The sequence below is a fragment of the Paenibacillus gallinarum genome (assembly GCF_014836635.1).
Lineage (GTDB): Bacteria > Bacillota > Bacilli > Paenibacillales > Paenibacillaceae > Paenibacillus > Paenibacillus gallinarum.
In genome coordinates this window covers 198,674-222,328 of record NZ_JACSQL010000007.1, presented here as the reverse complement: position 1 = coordinate 222,328, position 23,655 = coordinate 198,674, and the positions used below count along the sequence as shown (strand labels likewise).

At 38.8% G+C, this 23,655-nt stretch carries 22 protein-coding genes; 20 read left to right on the top strand and 2 right to left on the bottom strand.

Annotated elements, in window-relative coordinates; all coding sequences use genetic code 11:
* The first annotated feature begins 22 nt into the window (after nt 1-22).
* The 10 genes from H9647_RS16035 to H9647_RS15990 all read left to right on the top strand — a co-directional run bounded on the left by H9647_RS16035 (nt 23) and on the right by H9647_RS15990 (nt 10,896).
* Nucleotides 23-802 (top strand): hypothetical protein, encoded by a 780-nt coding sequence (locus H9647_RS16035; protein WP_191801746.1) that lies wholly within the window; start codon nt 23-25, stop codon nt 800-802.
* A 1,059-nt stretch (nt 803-1,861) separates the two neighbouring features.
* Nucleotides 1,862-2,896 carry a nucleotidyltransferase domain-containing protein gene (locus tag H9647_RS16030; protein WP_191801744.1) on the top strand — a complete coding sequence of 345 codons (1,035 nt, stop codon included), beginning with the start codon at nt 1,862-1,864 and terminating at the stop codon, nt 2,894-2,896.
* 17 nt (nt 2,897-2,913) lie between these two features.
* A complete protein-coding gene (locus H9647_RS16025) occupies nt 2,914-4,734 on the top strand; it encodes a ThiF family adenylyltransferase (RefSeq protein WP_191801742.1) in 1,821 nt (606 codons plus the stop codon).
* Nucleotides 4,734-5,240, top strand: coding sequence for a Mov34/MPN/PAD-1 family protein (locus H9647_RS16020; RefSeq protein WP_191801740.1), 507 nt, complete (start codon nt 4,734-4,736; stop codon nt 5,238-5,240). The genes H9647_RS16025 and H9647_RS16020 overlap by 1 nt, the downstream gene beginning before the upstream one ends.
* A gap of 17 nt (nt 5,241-5,257) precedes the next feature.
* Nucleotides 5,258-6,379: an SAVED domain-containing protein gene (locus H9647_RS16015; protein ID WP_191801730.1), complete on the top strand. Its 1,122-nt coding sequence runs from the start codon at nt 5,258-5,260 to the stop codon at nt 6,377-6,379.
* Between the two features lie 585 nt (nt 6,380-6,964).
* Entirely contained in the window at nt 6,965-7,198 is a 234-nt protein-coding gene (locus H9647_RS16010) for a DUF6119 family protein (RefSeq protein WP_191801728.1), read from the top strand.
* A gap of 586 nt (nt 7,199-7,784) precedes the next feature.
* Nucleotides 7,785-8,093: a glutamate ligase domain-containing protein gene (locus H9647_RS16005; protein WP_404822636.1), complete on the top strand. Its 309-nt coding sequence runs from the start codon at nt 7,785-7,787 to the stop codon at nt 8,091-8,093.
* A gap of 203 nt (nt 8,094-8,296) precedes the next feature.
* Entirely contained in the window at nt 8,297-9,307 is a 1,011-nt protein-coding gene (locus tag H9647_RS16000) for a phosphotransferase enzyme family protein (protein ID WP_191801724.1), read from the top strand.
* 274 nt (nt 9,308-9,581) lie between these two features.
* The gene (rhaD, locus tag H9647_RS15995; protein ID WP_191801722.1) at nt 9,582-10,424 is read left to right on the top strand and encodes a rhamnulose-1-phosphate aldolase; all 843 of its coding nucleotides are present in this window, start codon (nt 9,582-9,584) and stop codon (nt 10,422-10,424) included.
* A gap of 163 nt (nt 10,425-10,587) precedes the next feature.
* Nucleotides 10,588-10,896, top strand: coding sequence for a hypothetical protein (locus H9647_RS15990; protein ID WP_191801720.1), 309 nt, complete (start codon nt 10,588-10,590; stop codon nt 10,894-10,896).
* A 163-nt stretch (nt 10,897-11,059) separates the two neighbouring features.
* On the opposite strand, the gene H9647_RS15985 is transcribed toward H9647_RS15990, so the two are convergent.
* Nucleotides 11,060-13,561 (bottom strand): Ig-like domain-containing protein, encoded by a 2,502-nt coding sequence (locus H9647_RS15985; RefSeq protein WP_191801717.1) that lies wholly within the window; start codon nt 13,559-13,561, stop codon nt 11,060-11,062.
* 287 nt (nt 13,562-13,848) lie between these two features.
* Here H9647_RS15985 and H9647_RS15980 point away from each other — a divergent pair, with 287 nt between their 5' ends.
* The 9 genes from H9647_RS15980 (at nt 13,849) to H9647_RS15940 (ending at nt 21,802) form a co-directional block, all read left to right on the top strand.
* The gene (locus H9647_RS15980) at nt 13,849-14,640 is read left to right on the top strand and encodes an AraC family transcriptional regulator (RefSeq protein WP_191801715.1); all 792 of its coding nucleotides are present in this window, start codon (nt 13,849-13,851) and stop codon (nt 14,638-14,640) included.
* A 37-nt stretch (nt 14,641-14,677) separates the two neighbouring features.
* Entirely contained in the window at nt 14,678-15,331 is a 654-nt protein-coding gene (locus tag H9647_RS15975; protein ID WP_191801841.1) for a M48 family metallopeptidase, read from the top strand.
* A gap of 146 nt (nt 15,332-15,477) precedes the next feature.
* Entirely contained in the window at nt 15,478-16,008 is a 531-nt protein-coding gene (locus H9647_RS15970; RefSeq protein ID WP_191801713.1) for a GNAT family N-acetyltransferase, read from the top strand.
* Nucleotides 16,009-16,043: 35 nt separating this feature from the next.
* Nucleotides 16,044-17,642: a nickel ABC transporter substrate-binding protein gene (gene nikA / locus H9647_RS15965; protein WP_404822634.1), complete on the top strand. Its 1,599-nt coding sequence runs from the start codon at nt 16,044-16,046 to the stop codon at nt 17,640-17,642.
* A 65-nt stretch (nt 17,643-17,707) separates the two neighbouring features.
* Nucleotides 17,708-18,637: a nickel/cobalt ABC transporter permease gene (opp1B, locus tag H9647_RS15960; RefSeq protein WP_191801711.1), complete on the top strand. Its 930-nt coding sequence runs from the start codon at nt 17,708-17,710 to the stop codon at nt 18,635-18,637.
* 2 nt (nt 18,638-18,639) lie between these two features.
* Complete coding sequence (gene opp1C / locus H9647_RS15955) at nt 18,640-19,476, top strand: nickel/cobalt ABC transporter permease (RefSeq protein ID WP_191801709.1); 837 nt, start codon at nt 18,640-18,642, stop codon at nt 19,474-19,476.
* 1 nt (nt 19,477) lies between these two features.
* The gene (locus H9647_RS15950) at nt 19,478-20,299 is read left to right on the top strand and encodes an ABC transporter ATP-binding protein (protein WP_225229337.1); all 822 of its coding nucleotides are present in this window, start codon (nt 19,478-19,480) and stop codon (nt 20,297-20,299) included.
* Nucleotides 20,299-21,054 carry an ABC transporter ATP-binding protein gene (locus H9647_RS15945; protein WP_191801707.1) on the top strand — a complete coding sequence of 252 codons (756 nt, stop codon included), beginning with the start codon at nt 20,299-20,301 and terminating at the stop codon, nt 21,052-21,054. Before H9647_RS15950 ends, H9647_RS15945 begins: the two co-directional genes overlap by 1 nt.
* A 235-nt stretch (nt 21,055-21,289) precedes the next feature.
* On the top strand, nt 21,290-21,802 hold the full coding sequence (locus tag H9647_RS15940; protein ID WP_191801705.1) for a pilus assembly protein: 513 nt from the start codon (nt 21,290-21,292) through the stop codon (nt 21,800-21,802).
* 4 nt (nt 21,803-21,806) lie between these two features.
* On the opposite strand, the gene H9647_RS15935 is transcribed toward H9647_RS15940, so the two are convergent.
* Nucleotides 21,807-22,394: a hypothetical protein gene (locus H9647_RS15935; RefSeq protein WP_191801703.1), complete on the bottom strand. Its 588-nt coding sequence runs from the start codon at nt 22,392-22,394 to the stop codon at nt 21,807-21,809.
* A gap of 272 nt (nt 22,395-22,666) precedes the next feature.
* Here H9647_RS15935 and H9647_RS15930 point away from each other — a divergent pair, with 272 nt between their 5' ends.
* Nucleotides 22,667-23,650: a phosphotransferase enzyme family protein gene (locus H9647_RS15930; protein WP_191801700.1), complete on the top strand. Its 984-nt coding sequence runs from the start codon at nt 22,667-22,669 to the stop codon at nt 23,648-23,650.
* The last annotated feature ends 5 nt before the right edge of the window (nt 23,651-23,655 follow it).

Below are 23,655 nucleotides of genomic sequence, written 5' to 3'. Positions count from 1 at the left end.
GACAATCGGAGGTTAATTATAAGTGATGGAGTTTAAGACAGAGAAGTCGAGTTTCCGCCTGATGCAAAATTACATTAAGGAAGTGAGGACCACCGAAGGCTTCGATACAAACGTGAAAGAATGGCTTGATAAGTTTTGGTATCAGATTGAGTGCTGTAATGAAAAAGGACAGAAATTGTTTCGTTTGATTTTTTCGTCGTCGGATGGATACATTATTCCTAAATGGGTAAACCATCAATATAGCCAAGAAAAAATGAAATCCCTAAGTCCATACGTCTATTCTCAGGTGGCTACTTTAACAAATCAGGCGGATAAAAAACAATTGGAGAATTGTCAAAGACTCAAGGAGTGTTTAGAGAAGGATACTTGCTTCGGTATTAACGTTATAAAATTTGGAGATCATTATAACCAATCTAGCAGTTACATTCAAATTATAGATTTTTGGCAGTATGGTGAAGAAGAACAAACCCTTTACTATAAGGGTGGGGTATGGACTGAGAAAGAGCGACCCATAAAAATCTCTGAATATCGACACATGTTAGAATGGAAGCCACATGATAAACAAATCAAGTTGACTAATCTCGGAATAGGGCAAGGTCAGAAATATGCAAGTGATGCATACTTACTATTTGAAATGAATTATAACGGGGAAGTGGCTGATTTTAGCCTCAACAATATAATTGTAGAGCCTGATGAATATACCCTTAATACTTGGGTGACATATGTAAAACAAATTATTGATGATAAGAGTGTCGCAGATGGGATACCAAAATTAATTAAGAAGAAATCCCTAACACCATAATCAAAGCCGCCAGTGTTACGCTGGCGGCTTTACTCTATTAAAATCTAATTCCAGAGTCTAGTCTGGAAATAAGTAAGAGGTTTATTAGCCTGTTAGACAAACGATCCTTGTATAACACAATCGAAAAGAGGAAGCTAGACTATTTATATCTCAAAAACAAGGAAAACGATTAACAAGAAGATCCGTGGAACTAATTATTGAGACCATAGAAATATAATTTGATTCTCTTGTCGGGGACAAGAACATGTTCCTTTTGAAAGTCGCTATTAGCGGCTTTATTTGTTTTTACGGTAGAAGTTCTTGTCCCGAGCCAAAGACAAGAACTTCTACCGATTGCCGAAACTCATCAGTCTTAAAACCAAGAAGATCTGAGACATTTAATGATGTTTATCAGCTCTTCTTTGTAATAGTACATATTTTATCCCCTTTGGTATTGATACATTATACTGTTTCCATAACCGCCGAACGCGCTTGTCAAGGAAAATCTTTTGAATCTCTTCAACTGCTGGAGAAACCTCCAGCCGTTAACATTGTCGGCGGCAGCACCTGCGATCCGCGACGAGAACAGAGGTCAGACTGCTGGGCTGCTCTTACCAAGCTATCTCAAGCAAGTATCTACATGGGCATTATTAGTGAGTGCTACCCTGCTATCTTCGTTCCTACCTGTCGGAAAGTCAGAAAGGAAGAACTCACCATCGTTCTGAAATCTAGAACATGTTCTCCAAGATTGGCCTTTGACTTGGAGATCGAAGTGGGATTGGAATACAATATATAGTTTTCTTGAAAACCAAAAGACACAATATGTGCTAAAATAAGATTGTATGTTCGCTATTTATGGATTGACTTTTTCCAACTGCTGGATTACGATTGAAATTCAAATAGACCTATAGTTCATGGCCCAAGATCTACTGGAAAGAAAGGGAGTAATGTTGAGGTAAGTAGGGAAATAAAAAAACAATAGAAGAGCAAGTATAATCGATAATTATAGACTTCTCTATTTAATTGTTAATTCTTGCTCATATAAAAATAAATTAATTATTTTGAGAGGATGATGTTTGAGTGCCACATAATCAAAGCCAATTCGAGGGTTTTCATGAAGCAATTAAATTAAGCGATGAATCTTCTATTCTTAAAGAAAAACGAGATATTATTATAAATCGTCTATCTGAAAAAATGTCGGAAGCTGCGAAGCCGTATACAACATTCAATCAGGGTAGTTATGCAATGAAGACTGGTATAAAACCACTAGATGGAGAAGATTACGACATAGATTTAGGTTTGTTTTTTGAAATGTCAACGGAAGATGTAGGAACTCCTGTCGAAGCTAAAAAATGGGTGTATGATGCACTTGTCGGTCACACGAATGATGTCTGCATGAAGAAACCTTGTGTCACCGTTACCTATGCTGCGGGATATCATGTTGATGTAACTATTTATGCAGCTGAGAACAGTGATGGAAAGGTATATTTAGCAAAAGGCAAGTTGACAAGTTCAGCAGAGAATCAGAGCTGGGATGAATCAAATCCCAAGGATCTAATTAAAGATATCAGGCGGAAAAATTCTGATAAGGAAGATAGGAAACAATTCCGTAGGCTCGTGCGTTATCTTAAACGTTGGAAAGATGTCCAATTCAAACGCTCTACTAATGGTAGACCTACTGGTATTGCTCTTACCTCTATTGTTTATCATCACATGCAGGCTAAGACAGAAGTAGTAGACATCTTCTCTGGAGAAAAAAAATATCGTGACAGCGAAGCTCTTATCCATCTCATTTCTACGTTTCTTTCGACGTTTACCACTCGACGGGAGTATGAAGGTGACAACTTAGTTGAATATCCATATGTGGAAGTTAAGCTGCCAGTTGCTCCGTACCCTAATTTACTCGAAAAGATGACCTTAAAGCATATTAAGATATTCAAAGAAAAACTTGAAAAACTACTTGCTTGTTTAATAGAGGCGAGAGATGAGATTGATAGCTCGGACGGGGCAACAATACTTAGTAATCAATTTGGTGACGATTTCCCTGTTCCATCTAAAGACCCTGGTAAAAGAGCTGGAATTCCAGCTGTAATTCCGTCAACAGAGTCGGCGTAAGAGAAGAGGGATATATTATGAACATCCTTGAACAGACTGTAGAGTATATTAAGAAATATGGACAACCTATTGTAGAAGAAGTAACACAGATTCCTGAAGGTGCCCTCAATCAATACCGAAATATAAAATTTGCTTTTCGAATTCAAATCGAGATTTTAGAGGGGCCGGCAACTCTTGTAGTCGGTTTACCTTTTGATTTTCCTTCCTCATTACCTCATTTTTATGATTCCCAGCATCAATTTGGTTTTATGCCTCATCTTGAGGATGATGGTTTTATCTGCTTTACTCGCAATGAGAATTTAGTTATAGATGAAAGGTACCCTGGAAGGGTTGTTTTAAATTGTTTGGAAAAAGTAATTTCAGTTCTTGAATCTGGTGAAACCGAGTCTGAGAATCATGATTTTCTTGAAGAATTCGAAGTATATTGGGCAAAAGTATGTAACTTTAGAGAAGCGCATACAATTATTAATGAGAAAAGTGAAGTAGTTCGAGAACTGGATTTATACCTTATGCCTAAGGATGAAATTACTTACTTTATTTGCGAGAAAAAATACAATCCAGAACATTATATTCAAAATGTATTTCATCTAAATTCTGGGGAATTAATTAAAAGAAGATGCATTTATATTCCTCTAGAGTACGGAACCTTCATCACACCACCAAAACGTGGTCAATTCTGGAGCTTTAAGGATTCTAAAGATTTTATTTTAAAGAATATTAACCCGGAAAATAAAGAAATTTTACTGAAATTATTTGGTAGAACCCCAAAAAGCAATAGTCAATACGATTATTTTTGTTTAGGCTTACCTATCGATAAAGAGAAGAAAGCATTGTTTGGTATTACAATAAATTATCCTGATGGTATGGTTGTTAACCGTAAAGTGAAAATTTCATTACATCCGTTTGTTCAATGCCCAGCAAAAATCGATTTATTTCCATTTAGTATTAGTCGACACCAAAAAGAATTCTTGCTCACAAGAACAGGGGGAGATTCGGGCTTTACTAAAAAAAATGCTGTTGTTGTGGGAGTAGGCTCAATAGGGAGTGTAGTTGCAATGGGATTAGCGAAGGCTGGATTTCATACTATAACTCTTATTGACCATGATTTATTAGATATAGAGAACATATACAGACATGAACTAGGTGTTGACCAAATATTTGATAGTAGTGAGGTTGAAAATCTTAAACCTCAACGTAAAGTGGAAGCATTAAAAAAGGAGATACAACGTAAATATCCTTTTTCTCAAGTAGAAGCTATTCCTCAAAAAATTAATAAGGTGTTTGCTGAGAATCTCATTGATTGGAATACTGTTGACTATGTCATTGCTTGTGTAGGATCACCAAATGTGGAGATGTCTATTAATAGGTACATGCACAAATTAATTAGTGCTCCTCCAGTTATTTATTCTTGGGTGGAGCCCTTCGGAATAGGGGGACATGTCCTTATTACTCTAAACAAAGAAAAAAAAGGATGTTATCAATGTCTGTTTCGTCCCCTTAGTGAGGAAGAACCAATTAGAAATTTGTCATCCTTTGTAAAGCCAGGCCAATCATTTACAAAATCACTTGGAGGGTGTGGAACCTACTTTACTCCATATAGCTTTCTTGATAGCGAGGAGACGGCTAATAAAGTACTACGTGCACTCTACCAAGTTTCCCGTGGTCAGATTTATGGGAATCCCATATTTTCTTGGAAGGGGGATTCAGTCCCCTTTTTAGAGCAAGGCTTTCAATTCAGCAGCAGATATGAAATGTCAGAGGAAAAGTTGATTGCTAATAGTATACTTTATCATGATCCTAATTGCCCTGTCTGTTCTAAGAAGGAGTCACTTATATAATGTCGAAAGCCATTTATTCTTTGCCTGATAATCGTAAGTTAAAGTTATGCGATGATGTACTAAAGATGATGTTTTCGTATGCACAGGATCACAAGAAAAGTCCTGAATCGGGAGGTATTTTAATAGGAAGGATTTTGAATTGTGAATCTCATATAGTAGTCGACGATGCTTCCGAACCTATGAAATCGGATGTTCAAACTAGATATCGCTTTATCAGGAAATCCGTCGGTCATCAGGAGTTCTTTAATGAACATTGGGAGAATAGTGAAGGGAGGTGTTACTACCTCGGTGAATGGCATACACATCCTGAAGCTAATCCAACACCTTCTATTATAGATAAGCAAGAATGGGGAAAATTGTTATATGAATCTATACAAGACCAAAACCAATTGTACTTTATCATCGTAGGAACTAAAACGCTAGTGATATGGTATGGTGAAAGAAAAGTGAGTGGGAATACTTTTCTTAGAATTGGGTCATTTAATCGAAATGATATTCAGAATTAACATCAGGAGGTATTGAAATGACTAAGCCAAAGTCTACAAAGCGCAGAAAACTTTCGCCTGCAGAAACTTATCATTTATGGATGATCAGTGGAGGGATTTGCACATTTGAGGATTGTACGGAAAGATTAGTTGTAAACACCAAGGGTAAACTTACGAATGCTGGTATTATCGCTCATATCATTGGTCATAGTAAGGGAGGGGCAAGACACGAGTTTGCAGAAGAGTTTGGATATTCAGATGACAATCTGGAGGATGTCTCAAACTTAATGTTAATGTGTTATACACATTCTAAACTTATCGATGACGCACACAATAAAGAGTCTTTTCCACCGGCTTTATTGTTTGAAATGAAGAGTAAACATCAGACCTGGGTGAGAAGTTGGACAGATGAAAAGAAAAAGAGTCTTGCTATTTTGCATAAGCGATTAGGCCCGCCACTCACAACACTGCCATTAACCCAACATTCACCTAATATCATGCTTGAAGCTATTGAGAGTCAAGTTCAGTTCTCTGATTTTACAATAGAAGGCTGGGAGCAAGGGAAGGCGGATAATTTAAAATTATATGAAAAGTATGTTGATCGAATCAATAAGGGAAAGTACGATGTTGCTGAAGTGTATGCCATTTCCCCTATACCTTTGTTAATTCATCTGGGAAAATTATTATCAGATACTGTTCCATTAACAATATACCAATATGATCGAGAAGCTAGTCTTTGGGTTAATAAAGCACCGAATACGTCCTTGTTAGAAGACTTAATGCCAAAATCCTCATTTGCAGATAACCAATCTAAGGAGTTAATTGTAACTATTTCAATTAGTGATACGATTACAGACGAGGATGTTCATGCTATATTGGGAGAAGAACTTGATCGGTATGATATTGTAATTGAAAATCCCCATGTAAAAAGATTGCTTTATTTTGAACAGGTTCAACAAATTCAAAAGCTGTTTAAGGATGAGGTTGAAGCCTTACATCGGCAAAAAAAATACAGCCTAATTCATTTATTGTATAGCGGCCCCGCCGGACTGGCTATTGAGCTTGGACGTAGCATTAATCAAAATATGTGGCCTGAAGTAGCCTTATACGAATATAAATATCGAGGAGTCACGCGCTATCAGCGAACTTTTAACATTTAATTATCACAATACAACCCAAATAGTGAAGACACTATAGTCATAAACAAGAAGTTTGGGATTAAGTTCAAGTATATTCGTGTGATCGAGGGTATCGGTTAACAAGGCAAGCGGACGACCACAAATCTGGGATCGTCTCTTGGAGCTGCTTGGTAAATCGGAGGAGCGAGAGGAGATTGTACTGAACTGAATAGCTGATCGAGGAAGTGACGAATGAGATTGAGGCTGTTTATTACTACGCCGTCGTGGAAGAGATCAAGAAACGCTTGGGCTTGGAAAAAGAGTTTGACTAGGAGACGGCAGATCAGGATATCGTCGAATCCTTAAGAACATGGTCCCATCGAAAGTCGCTAATTTAGCGGCTTTAGCGAAATAAAACTACGATATAGGACTGATGTTATGTGAGTTGCGTACTGGTACTCGAAGTTTGCGTCATGGCCATGATTTCTCGATAAATAGTACAATTTAACAACTCATTAAGTTCGGACGCCATAAGACTGGTTACATATCTAATGATATAAAAGTGTTCGCATTCCATAATGCACTAAAGCCTGATCGTTTGGCTTTTTCTATTCAGGATAATTTTTTATGCTTAGACAAAAGAACTTCCAGATAGCAAATTCCATGGGAAAAATAGAAGTGTGTGATCTATTTTCAAAAAATAAGCATTTTGTATATGTAAAAAAGGGAACGAGATCAGCCACATTGAGCCACTTATTCGCACAAGGTTCAGTATCAATGACTTTGTTAAAAGATTCTACAGAGTACCGTAGTTATGTGATTCGACAAGTCGAAGATAACGTTTCCAATACAAATTTTTAATGAAGAAATTTTCTGTTTAATGAATGTACTTTAATTAGTATACGCTATCTCATCTGAGGGCTCTGATGATCTTAAAATGCACTTCCCTCTGTTAGCAAAGTGAATATTCTACATCATTGTAATTTAATCAGGAGATTGGGAATTAAATCTGCTTTATACAAAATACCCGTGAGTGGAAAAGTACAGGACGCTGAAAGTGAAGAGTTATTGAATGACCTAATAAGTGTATTAGACACAAATGAGAATGAGGTTTTCAAATGATGAATGATACCTTTGAGGAACCGGACAGTAATGAATTAAAGGAGGTCAATTGATAGTGGGAGAGGACTCTTGTAAATTATACATTTTGAGATAAACTAATTGGTTTTCAGCTTAGAAAAATGAATGAATTCGTGATTGCGACGTGGCCGTTTATCTCAATTAAAAAATGTTTTAAATCGATCTGAGGACCCCGCTTTTATTTAAAAAATTAGATATTCTCGATTCAATAGCGAGTTTGTCTCAGTCTGATTTTGTATTATTTATTGAGCGAGAAAAGAATGCATGTTCGTTGAAATTCAAACTTATGAGTTAAGAAAAAGGTAAGCTGGCAGCAAAATACAGCGACATTGTTATCGTGACATCCGATAATCCTCGTTCTGAAGATCCTGATCAGATTCTTCTTGATATTGAACAAGGTGTACTGGACTATGATGACTTCACAGGTCAATACGAACTCATCACTGATCGCAAACAAGCAATTGAACGAGCAATCAGCTTAGTGAGGCCAGGCGATATTATATTGATTGCAGGAAAAGGGCATGAAACTTACCAAATTTTAAAAGATCATACGATACACTTTGATGATCGAGAAGAGGCAAAAGAAGCGATCTTTCGGATTAAATCTAATCACTAAGTTACTAACGTTGAGATTGGCAAAATACACGATTATTTTAAAAGTCCATCAAGTAGAAGAGGTCGCCAGTTGGCGGCTTTTTTCGATTAAGGAACAATCATTCATTCTTAGTAAAAATCAGCTTAAAAAATTTATTATCTCTCTAACTATTTACTGGTCAATTATAATAACGTAAAGATATCTTCAGATAAAGGAGACCAATGATGGCTAAGGGATTTCAGATGGATACCGAGATCAATCGGAATGATACGCTAAAACAAACCAAGCAAGCTGCTCTTCATGCACTACAAAAATACGAGATTAACTGGAATTCAATTCACTTCATCCAAATATCAGAGCATGTCACTTTTCGAATTGCAGCTGACCAGGGAGAATCATTTTTACTCCGTATTCATTCGGCAGGCAAAAATCCGAAAGAGATTAGCTCTGAACTAGAATGGACATCAGCGATGAAAAGTAAGGGCATCACTTTGCCTGTTGCCGTGCGGAATAGGGAGGGCTCTTTAGTTACCACTGCATACACAGATGACGGAAAGCAGTACTATGCCACTTTATTAACTTGGGTCGAAGGTGAGCGTTTAGAGAAGGGGGAGCATACAGAAGAGACGATACAAAAGATGGGGGAATTGATGGCACATCTTCACAAAGCAAGCACTGATTTTAGTCCATCCACAGACTTTTCACGTCCTTCTTGGGGCATCCATACTTTTGAGAGGGACTGGGCTCATCTACAACTCAATCACGGGCATTTTATATCAAATGAAGCGTTAGAGTTGTATTCGATGGCCGCTGAGAAAGTGACTGAACTACTTAAAACACTTACAAGTCACGAACATGACTTTGGAATGATTCATGCTGACTTACATAATGGTAACATCGTGTTCTTTGAAGGTGAACCTTATCCGATTGATTTTGGCAGGTGCGGCTTCGGTTATCACTTATACGATATAGCTCAGTCCATTCTTGGACTATTCCCTCCGCAACGCGTTCTTTTTATGAAAGGGTATGAGAGAATTAGACAACTTCATGGTGAATACATACCGAAGCTGGAAGCTTTCTTCATTATGGCACTCATTGAAGCATATAGTTTTCATGCAGATGATTCTGCCGAGTGGGATGGGTTAATTGAAGAGCAACCTTATGCGGAAGCCATATTAAAAGCTTATTTAAACGATTCATCATTTTTATTCGTGCCACTGGAGATTTCTAGCTAGCAGCTTTTTACTAATTAGAGGCAAAAGCGCGGCTAATTTTAACTATAAAATAATATCTTTCATTTTAGCGTTCCTATTGTAAACAAAGATACACCTTATCGATCTCATATGGTGTATCTTTGTTTATGTGGACTTCAAAGAAAATAACAGATATGATGGATAGTAAAATGATTGATTTCAGTAATCTAAGAGTCAAACCAAAAGAATTGTTCTAAATGTCTCACAAGATCTATTGTAATGTTTACTTATACTAGAAAGGATTGTGGTGACGAAGATGAGTACGACTCATGGATTTAAAAAGGGGAATGTTCCAGCACTCGATATACCATTTGTGAGAGTGATGGCTGAAGCAACACAGCATATGTGGAGATTTGGCTGGGACGAACGAAATGGAGGCAATGTCAGCTATCTTCTCGATGAATCAGAAGTGGCTGCCTATATGGATATTGATCAAGTGATCCGTACATTTAAGCCTGCATTTCCAGTTAACGAACTAGCGGGAAAATACTTTATCGTAACGGGTTCTGGGAAATATTTCAAAAATATTATTGATGATCCAGAAGCTAATCTAGGTGTGATTCGTATATCTAAGGATGGGGAGACCCTTGAGCTTCTTTGGGGATTACCAGATGATGCGAAGCCAACAAGCGAGCTGGCTGCCCACTTCATGAGTCATATCGAAAGGATAAAAATCGATCCTAATCATCGTGTAGTCATACATAACCATGCGACAAATGTGATAGCGATGACTTTTATTCACGAATTAAATGAGGATAAGTTTACGAGAACCCTATGGGAAATGTGCACGGAATGTATCGTTGTTTTCCCTGACGGTATTGGAATCATTCCTTGGATGGTACCCGGTTCTAGTGAGATTGGACGCGAGACCGCACTCAAAATGGCGGAACACCGTGCCGTGTTATGGCCGCATCATGGTATCTTTGGTACAGGCAATTCTATTGACGATGCGTTAGGGCTTATCGAAACGATCGAAAAAGCAGCTCAGATCTATATGTTAATTGCACACCACGAAATCAAGCAAAGAATAACAAACAAAGAATTAATCGTACTTGCAGAGGAATTTGGAGTTGTACCACGTCCTGGAATATTAAATTAATTAATTCAAAGCTTCTATCCATTAGGATAGGGCTTTTCTTTTTGTAATTAAACAAGAATGAGCAGGACTTTCTTTGACAGAAGATTCGGGGAATGAGAAAATATGATTTGATGTAAAAAATGTAGAGAGTATTGAAAGTGATGACAATATAGGAGGCATATTAATGAATCAGCGTTTTCGTATAACACGATCGATGCAAGAAAACATAACAGAACAAGCGATTACTTTGGAAGAGTGCAAAGATTACTTTGCAACGAAACCCGATTTTACCTACACGGAGGTATTTACCGTGAAAGGCACGGAGAGCACGATGTCGATCAAAGGTGATTTTTTCATGTGGAAGCATGGGGATCTTGAAATTCCGTTCCGACTATACATGGGAGACATTTACGTAGCCGTTGCAAACGAAGCAGTCATTCCTAAAATGCTCGAAATTTCATCAGAACTTCGAGCTGATGTGGTTGAAGGGTAAACCTTATTTTTAAATGAATCACACCGCTGGATTAATAAATATTTGCAGGTAACCAGGCACATTTTGATCCCCCATACACAAAAATATGGGGGATTTTTACCATCCCCCATAAAAGTAATCTTACTATTCAAGATGTTTTCTACTCACCACATGTGGCTACAGCTTACTCACCTAATGGATTAAAGCTATCCTTGACGCTCACATTGGAGAACTTCGCATAGTTCAACTGCTCAATATCATTCGCTACATCATTGCTGTCTACAGCCATGCCAACAAATACAGAATCTCGCATCGCGATCGTTTTCTCACCGATTTTTGTCCAGTTGCTACCGTCTGCTGAACCATAAGCATAGAAGGTATCACCTTTGCGTCCGAGTTTGAGCCAGTATCCTTGTTCCACACCATTTAATTTAAATGCAATGTCAGGAAGGAGCTGAATTCCAGCTTCTTGAGCTGCAGATGGGCTATCCAACGTTTCCGTTAATCGGTCGAAGTCCGCACCCTTGCTGTTTCTTCCTGCTAGGTAGGTAGACCAGCTGTAATCTTTCGATAATTTCACCGTAGAGAGTCCTAAAGCAGCGGTGGCGCTATCCTTTTTCAAGTCATCTCGAATCATCAGACCTGTAAAAGCATGATTGTCTACAGAACCAATCTCCTCCAGCTTCGCGGTAATCTCCATATCACCTGACAATTCCTTATAAACGAAATGGAAATCGTCCTTATCTGCATCATTCTCACGTGATTGTTTTGTGCTGCCTTCACTCATCCCGAGCTTCCCATTACCTTTCACGGTAAATACTCCATCTGTCATACTTGCAGTACCCTTAAGATCAGGAGATCCGACATCGTCAGATTTAAAACCTTCACTATTAAGAGAGCGAGAAGGTGCATTTACATGAATATTAGCAGCGGTGGTTTGGGTTGTATTCCCTTTCGAATCCGTAACTCTTGCCGAGATATAATAGGAAGCATCTGCAAGATCTTTAATTGTGTACTCGTAGTTATTCCCTTTTTTCACCGCATCGCCAAGATACTCAGAACCATTGTATACAGCAACCTTACTAATTTTATGTCCGAATTTGGAGTCCGCTTTGATTTTCACGGAGACGGCTTCTCCTACTTTCAATTGTGTATTATTATCTGGTTTTGTCATTTTAGCTTCGGGATTCTCCGCCACATGATTCATATCGACTAGACTATTGATGTAGAGTTCAAGCCATGTATAACCTTGGTCTGTCACCGTCTTATATGCATCTGTGGTATCCCAGATCTTGTTTTTCTTTTCCCAATTATCCTCAATACCATTTAGATTCGTGTCATAATTCGCTGGATGCTGTTCTTCAATCACGCCAAAAGGAGAGACATAACCTCCAACCTCATGTTCTGTGTTGATGTATCTGCCAAAACCTTTTTCTACCTCAGCTACAATTCTTGCATCGATTGCATCACGACGAGGATAGGTGGCTCCTGCTTGCTGCAAGATCGCGTCAAGTAATTTACCATTCGCTATTTTCACACCATTTTGTACATAATCATCAAAAGCTTGATTCGTAATTCCATGGTTAACTCCTGTGCTATCTGCGGACAGATAAGGTGTAGTTGCATAAATCGTCTTTGTATCACCTTCGACGTCACCCGAGTTTTGGATATGTTTCGAGGAAGGATCGAGTAGACCGGTTGTTTTATTATTAATCCGATTGCCTGAGATGTAGAAACCGCCAATCTTTTTAGATTCGCCAGCATCTAGGACTCGGTCTGTTACATTATCCCTGGTACCTGGGCCTGCAATCTCTACGTTATTCATAAAATTAGTGTAGGTAAAGCCGCCGCCATATGTAGTATTAAATCCCCAGTTATAGATGACGTTGTTAGAGAATTGAACGACAGCGACATGATCTGCGTTAGCCGCACCTGCATAACCGCCGCCGAGTCTTGGATTCCGCGAAGTATGATTTGCGTACAGATTGTGATGGAAGGTTGTTTTATCTCCACCCGCAATACCGCCGTAGCCATGACGACCTTTAGAGTGCCCCGATAGCGTCAGACTCTCTGAAATGATAGACCACTGGATTGTTCCGTTCTCACCTCTGTAAGTAGACAGGGTCTCATCTGTGTTCCAACTGAAGGAGGAGTGATCAATAATGAAATAGTTATTGTCTCTTCCCCATAGGGCATCCATTGAATCACTGCCATTATAGACATTGGTTGCACCTGGGCGGAAGGAAAGGTACCTGATGATAAGGTTTTCCGAATCGCTGATGTTCGTATCCCAGCCCGCAATGGTAATTCCATTGCCAGGTGCCGTTTGACCCGCAATGGTCAGGTTTTTAATGTTTTTAAGACGAAGGGTGCCTTTCAGTTCAATGGTACCGGAAACGTTGAAAACAATCGTACGTCCTTCTTTAGGAGTAGATAGAATCCCATATCGAAGCGATCCTTCAATAGGTTGATCTTTTTCACCATAATCCTTTAGGTTTGTAACAATGTAGACATCGCCGCCCCGACCGCCGCTGGTGTAGGCACCTCCGCCTTCTGCACCAGGAAATGCGGGGATCAAAGCTCCTTTGAACTGACTTCCTTCCGCTGCTTGTACAGAATCAAGACCAAAAGGCTGCAATCCTGTGAATGAAAGCGCTACCGAAAAACTCAAAAAGACGGTCATCATCTTTCTTGAACCTCTTCCTCTTAACTTCCATTTCATCTGATTGTTGTATAACATGAGTGCATCCCTTAGGACGTAACTGCAATCCTGTTATACTCCCTCCCCTCATTAATATGTTGCTTACGCTATTACTTTAAATCTTCTCCTATGTATTTACATGCCATAAATTTACTTTTTTGTGCCAAATATTGTAGTTTGATCTTGTACTAAGGAGGATATCTATATTATGTTCTTAGTAGTGCAGTCGAGTTCGTTAGGGAATTCCAATGCGAATAGAGGAGGAGTAAGGTATGAAAATCAAATACCAGCATCGTGATCACGATTTTCATCTATTTATTTCTACGAATAATACGTATCCTCTTCATTTGCATAAGAATGTCGAAATCACCATGGTGTTATCAGGGGAAATTAATATTACGATTAATCAGCAAGATTATGTTTTGTCTGAAGGAGAGATGTCGATCGTTTTTCCTAACCAACCACATAGCTATAAAACGATGAAAAATAATCAGATTCTGCTGATCTTTTTTGATGCTACCTTCCCAGGGGATTATACAGGAGATTTACTAAACTATATTCCAGGCCATCCGATTATCCCAAAAAATGAGGTCATGATGAACGCCCTCACCATGCTGTGCAAATTATATGATGAACAAGTAGACAGACGATTGATTAAAGCATATCTATCAGCGATTCTTGGACATGCGATGCCGTTATTGTCTCTGCAAAAAGCAGATTATACGAAAGATATGAATATCATTCAGAAAATACTTACCTATATAGACCTCCATTACTTAGAGCCGATCACGCTTGATACCCTTTCAAAAGAGCTCGGGATCAGTAAGTTCCATGCTTCCCGGACATTCTCCGAACAGTTCCAAATCTCTTTCCGAGATTATATTAACGCCCAGCGGGCCGCTTATGCTTACATGCTGCTGACGTCCACTACGAAACCGGTCACGGCTATTGCGTTTGATTCTGGATTTAATAGTTTACGATCTTTCTATCGTGCTTTTAAAAAAGAATATGCCATCGCACCTAATGAATTTCGAAGAAATATTTCCGAAGCCATGCGTTTATAGTAATATAGAGAAAAAATATATAGAAACGATGTTGATGATGAAAATTGAACTAGACAACCGGCAAATTGAATTTCATGTGGAATACGGTCCACGCAAAAAACTTTCGATTCAGATCTATCCTTCGGGCCTGATCATCGTGAAAGCACCAAAGCATACAGAAGATGAGGTAATCATGAACGCCGTACGACAGCAAGGAGATAAGATTGTAAAACAACTCCGCGCGATTGAAGCTGCTCGTACTCCGTCAAAGATAAGAGAATACGAAGAAGAAGGGAAGTTCCTTCATCTTGGAAAGTATTATTTCTTGCACGAATTGATTGAGACGCAGGGACGAACAGAAGAAGAGTTACGAGCTGATTTAAAGAAATTTTACTTCACAAGCTGTAAGAAAGTGATTAGCGAACGTATCAAAATCTATCAGAAGCAGCTAAAAGTTACGCCCAAATCCTTTGTCATAGAGGAATCCAGGACGAAGTGGGGGAGCTGTAACTCGGCGAAACAGCTTACTTTTAATTACCGTCTCGCCATGGCGCCGCTTGAGGTCATCGATTATGTCGTGATTCATGAACTCTGCCATCTGCTGCATATGAATCATGATCGTTCTTTTTGGAGACGAGTCGGAAGTATAATGAAGGATTACAAAGAAAAAGAGGCCTACCTTGCGAGGTATGGGCAAGATATGTCATTGTAAACATCACTGGCAAACCATATATTGTAAGGTTTGTTCTATTCTTGTGCGTAAGATGTCGAAACTGCTCATAAAACTTGAATTTTCGCTTTGTGACTAATAATATTAATCCATAGAAATGTTTAGGATAAGGGGAAGTTTGATAGAAAATGAAAATACAGCAGCCATATAGAATTAGAAAAGTGCAAGCTGATGAACGTGACCAAATCGTCGAATTTATGATGAGGGTACGTAAAGAAATCTTCCCGATGTTAACTCAGGATGAGCTTCCGCCAGACCTACTTAATTTTAATGAATATTATATGGAACAGGACGATGCAGCGATTTTTGCTGCTTTTTTTGAGGATGGAACGGTGATTGGAACCATCGCGATTACTCCATATGATGGAAGATTTCAGCAACTGGATCGATTCTATCATCATAGTAAAACCGCAGAAATCGTTAAATGCTACGTTGATCCGGAATATAGGAGATTCGGTCTGGGGTCGGTCTTATTTCAAGAAGCGTTGCAATATTGTAAGCAGACTGGCTATGAAACGCTATATTTGCATACCCATCCGTTTTTGCCGGGTGCAATCCCATTTTGGAAGTCAAAAGGTTTTGAAGAAAGGCTAGCTGAAGATGATCCAATCTGGAATACACTTCATATGGATTTACAAGTAGAACAGCATCATGGATAGGACCATACTTTTATAACAAAAAGGGAGCACACGAAGTGAAGAAATTACAGATCAGTATGACCTTATTACTCGGTTTACTCATGGTATTCGTTACAGGATGTCAAGGGGGAAATGATGCTAGCACGGAAGATCGTTCACGCGATGAAATTGTCTATGCCAGCACAAAAGATATAAGAGATATCAACCCTCATTTATATAGTGGGGAAATGTCAGCCCAAAATATGGTGTTTGAATCACTTGTCATCAATACGGAAGAGGGCGTAAAACCTGCTCTAGCTGAAAGTTGGGACATTTCAGAAGACGGGTTAGAGTATACCTTTCATCTAAGACAAGGTGTTACTTTTACCGATGGAGAGCCTTTTAATGCGGAAGCTGTAAAGTTAAACATGGATGCAATATTAAAAAATAGTGAACGCCATGCTTGGCTTGATATGGTAAATGAGATCAAAGAAAACGTGGTAGTCGATGAATATACATATAAACTTGTATTAAAGCATCCCTACTATCCCGCTTTAACTGAACTTGGTCTTACTCGTCCATTCCGATTTATCTCGCCCAAATCTTTTATTGATGGGGAGACAAAGGATGGAGTTAGTAGCTATGCAGGGACAGGTCCTTGGGTGTTAACGGAACATAAAGAGGGGCAATATGCGGTATTTACGGCTAATGAAAATTATTGGGGTGAAAAACCAAAAGTCTCTACGGTGAAGTGGAAGGTTATGCCGGATCCGCAAACGATCTTGCTTGCTCTTCAAAAAGGAGAAGTGGATCTGATTTTTGGTGCTGACGGCGATATGATTGATATTGACTCGTTCAAAGCATTAGAAGAACAAGGTCAATATACAACAGATATAAGTAAACCGGTTGCTTCTAGAGCTATTCTACTCAACTCGAACAAACCGATTACAGGTGATGTTAAAGTCCGTGAAGCTTTTCAATATGCAATTGATAAAAAGTCCATCGCTGATGAGATTTTGAATGGTTCGGAATCTGTGGCAGATACGTTACTCTCGTCAACGGTACCCTATAGTGATCTGAATTTAGAGGTAAGATCATTTGACCCAGATGAGGCAAACAAACTTTTAGATGAGGCGGGCTGGGCACTCGGTAATGACGGCTATCGATATAAGGATGGAAAGAAGTTAGAGCTTTCTATTTACTATAATTCTAACAATGCGCAAGAAAAAACAATTAGTGAATTCATCCAGAGCGATTTAAGAAATGTAGGGGCAGATTTAAAAATAATGGGTGAAGAGAAACAGGCATTTTTAGATCGCCAAAAATCTGGTGATTTTGATCTCATGTACTCCTTATCATGGGGTACCCCGTATGACCCTCAATCTTATCTATCCTCATGGAGAATTCCGGCACATGGTGATTATCAAGCACAGATCGGACTGGATAAAAAAGAATGGTTAGATGATACCATTACAGCAGTGATGATTGAGGCAAGTGAAGAGAAGCGTCAGGCGATGTATAGAGATATTCTCTCCTATATACATGATGAGGGAATATATATTCCTCTAACGTATTCGCGTACAAAAGCGGTTTATGTTCCTGAGTTAAAAGGTGTAACATTTAATGTTTCCCAATACGAGATACCATTTGAAAAGATGTATTTCGAACAATCATAATTTAAGGTGAAAAAGGCAGATCTCAAGAATCTGTCTTTTTCATTCATTTTAGGGAGAATCACGAAATGGGAAATTACATTATAAAACGATTGCTAAGCATGATACCCATCTTATTAGGTATATCCTTTTTATCTTTTATTCTGATTAATTTAAGTCCAAGTGACCCGGCTGAAGTCGCACTTCGTGTGAATGAAATAACACCGACAGAAGCAGCGGTTGCTGAAATGCGCACAGAACTTGGCCTCGACAAATCATTTATTGAAAGATATATAGCATGGGTAGTAGACAGTCTGCAAGGAGATTTTGGTAACAGTTATATTACGAACAAACCGGTCATTAGCGAAATGAGCCGAGCAATTCCAGCGACTCTGCATTTAGCATTGGTGTCACTAGCGATTATTTTGACGGTTAGCATCGTGGCCGCAGTCATATGTACAGTATATGAGGGTACGATCATTGACCGTTTCATAAGAGGAATGGTTTTTGTATCAGAGGCAATACCAAGCTTTTGGATTGGCCTACTCCTCATGTGGTTATTTGCAGTAAAACTAAATTTACTGCCAACGAGTGGTATGGAGTCGCCGAGCTCCGTTATTCTTCCGGCCGTTACTCTTTCTTTTGCCTATATATCAACTTACGTAAGACTGCTGCGAAATAACATGGTGAAGAACAAACTGGAGAATTACGTGCTGTATGCAAAAGCTCGCGGCTTAAAGGAACGAAAGATTTTCGAACATATATTTAAAAACTCTCTGCAATCCTCGATTGCTGCACTTGGCATGTCCATTCCTAAACTTATCGCAGGTACGGTTATCGTGGAGAACATCTTTGCGTGGCCAGGGGTAGGCCGTTTATGTATTACAGCGATATTTAATCACGATTATCCAATCATTCAAGCTTATGTACTTCTTATGGCTGTATTATTTGTAGGCTGTAATTTACTCGTTGATATCATTACGATGTTATTAGATCCAAGACTTAGAAAAGAGGCTTAACCGTGGGGGTAATAAATAGATTAAAGAAAGATCGTCTAGCGATGGTATGTATAGGATTTCTATTTGTTGTCATTTTAGCTGGGGTATTCGCACCGATGATTGCACCGCATAACCCCATTGAAACCAACGTAAAAGAGAAATTTGCAGGGATGAGTATGACTTATCCGTTAGGTACGGATCAGCTTGGGCGCTGTATCTTGTCAAGATTACTTTATGGGATACGCACCACGGTATTTACTTCCTTATTAGCAATGGCAGTAACCATTATCATAGGTACAATTCTAGGAGTCATCGCCGGGATTTCACGAGGCAAAGTAGATGAACTCATTATGAGAATATGTGATGTGTTTTTATCTTTTCCCAGTGAAGTGATGATTCTAGCGATTGTTGGGATGATGGGTCCGGGTTTATTCAATGTAATTATCGCAAGTATTATCGCAAAATGGGCTTGGTACACTCGCATGATACGTACCATCGTATTAAAATATACCGACAAAAATTATATTCGGTTTGCCAAAGTGTCAGGTTGCAGTACAGGACATATTGTAAAAACGCATATTTTACCGGGAGCAGCCGGAGAAATCGCAGTTTTAGCCACACTGGATACGGGATCTGTCATCTTGGTCATTTCAGCGCTGTCTTTCTTAGGATTAGGAGTACAAGCTCCAACACCAGAGTGGGGTATGATGCTTAATGAAGCAAAAAATGTGATGATTGTACATCCTTATCAAATGCTTGCTCCTGGAATAGCGATTCTGCTTGTAGTAGCGGCTTTTCATTTCGTAGGGGATAGCCTGCAAGATGCCTTTGATACGAAACGCGGAACGAAGAAGGGGTGAGATGAACTTGAATGTGTTAGAAGTAAATGGCTTATCCATTACAGATGAGCGAAAAAAAACAGTCCTCGTAGAAAATGTGAATTTTACGTTAGATCGCAATCATTGTCTTGGTATTGTGGGTGAAAGTGGGAGTGGTAAGTCCATTACCACAAAGGCTATACTGGGACTAACTCAGCCCTCACTGAAGGTTACGGGGCATGTTTATTTTCATGGCGATGATCTATTGCAGCTAGGTAAGAAAGAGATGAGAAAGATAAGAGGCAAGCGGATCTGCATGATCTTGCAAGACGCGATGTCTGCCTTTGATCCTTTATATACAATGGGAAGTCAAATGATCGAGACCTTGTGTGAGAACCTCGAAATATCGAAAAAAGAAGCGAGAATTCTCTCTATTATAGAGCTTGAGAAGATGCAAATTAAAGAGCCAGAACAAGTGCTGAAGAAATACCCGCATCAGTTATCAGGCGGTATGCTGCAGCGGTGTATGATTGCTATTGCGATGGCAGTGAAACCGGATATTATTATTGCGGATGAACCTACAACAGCGCTTGATTCTATCACGCAAAATGAGGTAGTAAAAGAGTTTGAACGACTGAGAAGTGAACTCGATACGGCTGTTCTTTTTATATCACATGACCTCGGTGTTGTACAAAGACTAGCGCAAACGGTACTTGTCATGAAAGAAGGCAAACAAGTCGAGTACGGAAAAATAGAAGATGTATTTTCAAACCCAGAGCAGGAGTATACGAAGTTTTTAATTCATACCCGAGAACAATTAACGAAGTCCTTTTCAGATGCGATGAGAAAGGATGATCCTGTGTAATGCTTGAAGTAAAGAATGTATATAAGAACTATAAAAAATCAGGAAATGGTTTTAGAAAAGAGAAGCTGAATGTATTACAGGATGTCTCTTTTCGTATACGTGCAGGCGAATGTGTGGGCTTGGTTGGAGAGAGCGGAAGCGGAAAAAGTACGTTAGGCAGACTCATCTTAGGTCTTGAAAAAGCAGACGCCGGCTCCATACGTATGGAAGACAAAGAGGTAACCACATGGATCAAAGAAAACAAAGGACAAATGAGCGTCGTTTTTCAAGATTATACCTCGTCCGCTAATCCATATTATAAAGTGAGTGACGTCATTAGTGAGCTGCTTCGAGCCTTTGGAACAGCTGGAGGAATTCAGGAACAAGTGGAATACTTGTTACAAAAAGTCGGACTCCCTTTATCGGTGGCAAATCGGTATCCCCATGAACTAAGCGGCGGCGAATTACAAAGAGTGTGTATCGCGAGGGCGATTAGTAGAAATCCTAGATTTCTAGTGCTGGATGAAGCGATTAGTTCACTTGATGTGTCAACACAGTCGCAAATTATGGAGCTGCTGTACAGGCTGAAGGAAAACGATAATATGACCATTCTCTTCATCGCCCACGATCTGCAAGCCGTATCCCATTTATGTGATCGAGTCATGTTTATGGAGAATGGCCAAATTGTAGAGCAGATTGCATCTAGCAACCTCTCTGAGGTTCAGAACGACTACGCAAAAAAACTGCTGGATTCCGTTATTTCATTTTATGTCTAATCGGTTGCATGGGTTAAGGCGGGGAATAGAATATAGGATGGTAAAAGGCTGCTGGTAAATCTAGCAGCCTTTTTTTGCTATAGTTTTGAAGGATTAGAGATTATTTATGGATTGCATCGAACATTATTGCTTCATTAAGTGTTTTAATAGACATATAGCTAGTGGATATCTATTTAATGGGATAGAAACAAAAGTTTATATAGCAACAACACAGAAATACTGGAGGTTCATTTATATGAAGAGAAAACGTGCTTTTATTGCGACATTATCTTTAGCTATGGCAACAACAGCGATGATTGCTTTTGCTTCCACAAGTACAACTCCGGAGAAGGTAACTCCTGAATCTAGTGAAATAGAGAGTCCTATTACGCATCCTCCTATCGAGGATCACTTAGAAAGCACTACTTCTGATGATAAGCCGAACCCCATTGGCGATACCGCAAAGGGAGGTGCGGTTGTATCAAAGTATTTTACTGTAAATGCGGGATATGGTCATCTTAAACTTTCTTTAGAAAACAAAAGCCGTCATCCAGTGAGGGTTAGCTTAACGCACAAAAGTACGAATAAGTTATATTTTGCTAGAGAGATTGATGGAAGCAGCTCTCTGACGTGGACAAATTTTGAAGAGGGTTTCGAACAAGGAATGCGTAGTGGAGAGTATATACTTCAATGGAGTGGTGCCGGTTATAAAGTTAATGGAGAATTTACTGGAAAAATGGGTTCATCCGTTTCTGATGTTATAAAATAATTTATTAATCAACCATATAAAGCTTCCATTCTTCATCCTTTTTCGTAATTACAAATGAATAGGATTGCTGCGTTAGATCATCTGACGATTCCATACAAATAACGACTACATTATAGTAATACTCTGATTTTGTTTTATACACTTTCTCTATGGTATGGAGATCATAAAACATAAACTTTTTATCTTTATTTTCTGAAAAAAAGATTTCTTGTCCCGTTATAGGTACGCTATCCTTTACATCAGATCTCAGCTGCGCAGCATACGTTGTAAGATCTTGATTAATAATAGCTTCTAGCACCGTTTGTAGCGTTACTATGGCCCCTTTGTCCATTTTATTCTCTACATCAACCCATTCGATAAACACACCTTCATTAAACTTACTCTCCTCGACGGGAGGGATATCATTAGGTCCGATAACGAGTTCAACTTTACTTTCTGAATCTTCGTTATCATTAGCTTCTATTTGAGGTTGAGGTTCTTCAACAAGTGGCACTATTTTCTCTTCTTTTGAAGAAGCTACTTTTGAGATGCAACCGCTTAACAGTATGGTGATCAGTAAGAATAGAATCCCAATTTTCTTGCCCTTTTGCATAAAATACGCCTCCTAACCTACTAAGAATCAAAATTGATATAAAACATCACCCTACAACTCAAGAACATATACACTGTGGAAAAAATAGTTTTGCACCCCATTGAAGAACCATATTTTAACATTTGTTTAGAGTATCTACAATAATATATTGAATAGTTAAATTCAGTTATAGTCATATTCTCCCCATAGTACGATGACGGTTTATGTTATGCTCAACATAAGAAAAATCGATGTTAGCTGAATATATCTGATATGAGGAGCGATGCGAATCTATGTTACAACTGAAGTACTTATTCAATAATGAAGACTTAGCAGAAATGATTTTAAATAATTGGCATTTTGATGAAGAATCAAAGGAAATGTTTACATATTATCGCATATCCTCAAACGCCATTTATCCGTATATCGACAAAGGTAAGGCTCAGATCTTACGGTTTGCCCCTACAGCAGAGAAAATGAAATCTAATATAGTTGCAGAACTTGATTTTATCTCGTACTTGCTTGGCAAAGAGTATGGAGTGTTAGAATCGATTCCATCAAAGGATGGGGAGAAGCTTGTTGAGGTAAGCACACCGTGGGGCGAATACTATGCATCGGCTTTTAAGCGTGTACTCGGCAAGCAGATTAGTAACACGGATTTTAGTGATGAAATCGTTTTTAGTTATGGAAAAGCATTGGGAAGGCTGCATTACTTATCTAGTCAATACACACCTGGTAATTTCAAGAGATGGTCCTATAGCGATGTGTTAGACTGGATGGAAGAAGTGGTGAAGGATAACCCAGATGAATTGGCTGCAAAGAAAGAAATTAAATTACTGAGATCCTATTTTGCTTCCCTTCCTAAATCTTCTAAAAATTATGGATTGATTCATTATGATTTTGAATACGATAACGTATTTTACGATGAAAATACTAAATCCTGTTATGTCATTGATTTTGATGATGCAATGTATCACTGGTATGGAATGGATATTGAGCAAGCACTGGACAGTTTACAGGACTATACTCCAATTGAGTTATTCCAGCAGAAGAAACAAAGCTTTTTGGACGGTTATCTCACGGAATATGAATATTCAAATGATCTTGAGACTTTCTTACCCGCATTCCGGCGCTTTGCGAATCTATATGGGTATGTGCGAATTTTAAAATCATCTGAAGAAAAATGGGATCATGAGCCTGAATGGCTAACGAATCTAAGAAAGAGACTGACAGCTGCGCTCAAAGAAAAAGCAACATCATTTGGTCAGCCGATCTAAGGAAG

Coding starts and splice junctions, on each gene's coding strand:
- H9647_RS15980 (WP_191801715.1), top strand. CDS start 13,849: ATGAAAATCAAATACCAGCATCGTGATCACGATTTTCATCTATTTATT.
- H9647_RS15985 (WP_191801717.1), bottom strand. CDS start 13,561: ATGATGACCGTCTTTTTGAGTTTTTCGGTAGCGCTTTCATTCACAGGA.
- H9647_RS15930 (WP_191801700.1), top strand. CDS start 22,667: ATGTTACAACTGAAGTACTTATTCAATAATGAAGACTTAGCAGAAATG.
- H9647_RS16020 (WP_191801740.1), top strand. CDS start 4,734: ATGTCGAAAGCCATTTATTCTTTGCCTGATAATCGTAAGTTAAAGTTA.
- H9647_RS15950 (WP_225229337.1), top strand. CDS start 19,478: ATGAACTTGAATGTGTTAGAAGTAAATGGCTTATCCATTACAGATGAG.
- opp1B (WP_191801711.1), top strand. CDS start 17,708: ATGGGAAATTACATTATAAAACGATTGCTAAGCATGATACCCATCTTA.
- H9647_RS16015 (WP_191801730.1), top strand. CDS start 5,258: ATGACTAAGCCAAAGTCTACAAAGCGCAGAAAACTTTCGCCTGCAGAA.
- H9647_RS15940 (WP_191801705.1), top strand. CDS start 21,290: ATGAAGAGAAAACGTGCTTTTATTGCGACATTATCTTTAGCTATGGCA.
- H9647_RS16000 (WP_191801724.1), top strand. CDS start 8,297: ATGGCTAAGGGATTTCAGATGGATACCGAGATCAATCGGAATGATACG.
- rhaD (WP_191801722.1), top strand. CDS start 9,582: ATGAGTACGACTCATGGATTTAAAAAGGGGAATGTTCCAGCACTCGAT.
- H9647_RS16010 (WP_191801728.1), top strand. CDS start 6,965: ATGCTTAGACAAAAGAACTTCCAGATAGCAAATTCCATGGGAAAAATA.
- H9647_RS15935 (WP_191801703.1), bottom strand. CDS start 22,394: ATGCAAAAGGGCAAGAAAATTGGGATTCTATTCTTACTGATCACCATA.
- H9647_RS16025 (WP_191801742.1), top strand. CDS start 2,914: ATGAACATCCTTGAACAGACTGTAGAGTATATTAAGAAATATGGACAA.
- H9647_RS15990 (WP_191801720.1), top strand. CDS start 10,588: ATGAATCAGCGTTTTCGTATAACACGATCGATGCAAGAAAACATAACA.
- H9647_RS15945 (WP_191801707.1), top strand. CDS start 20,299: ATGCTTGAAGTAAAGAATGTATATAAGAACTATAAAAAATCAGGAAAT.
- H9647_RS15975 (WP_191801841.1), top strand. CDS start 14,678: ATGAAAATTGAACTAGACAACCGGCAAATTGAATTTCATGTGGAATAC.
- H9647_RS15970 (WP_191801713.1), top strand. CDS start 15,478: ATGAAAATACAGCAGCCATATAGAATTAGAAAAGTGCAAGCTGATGAA.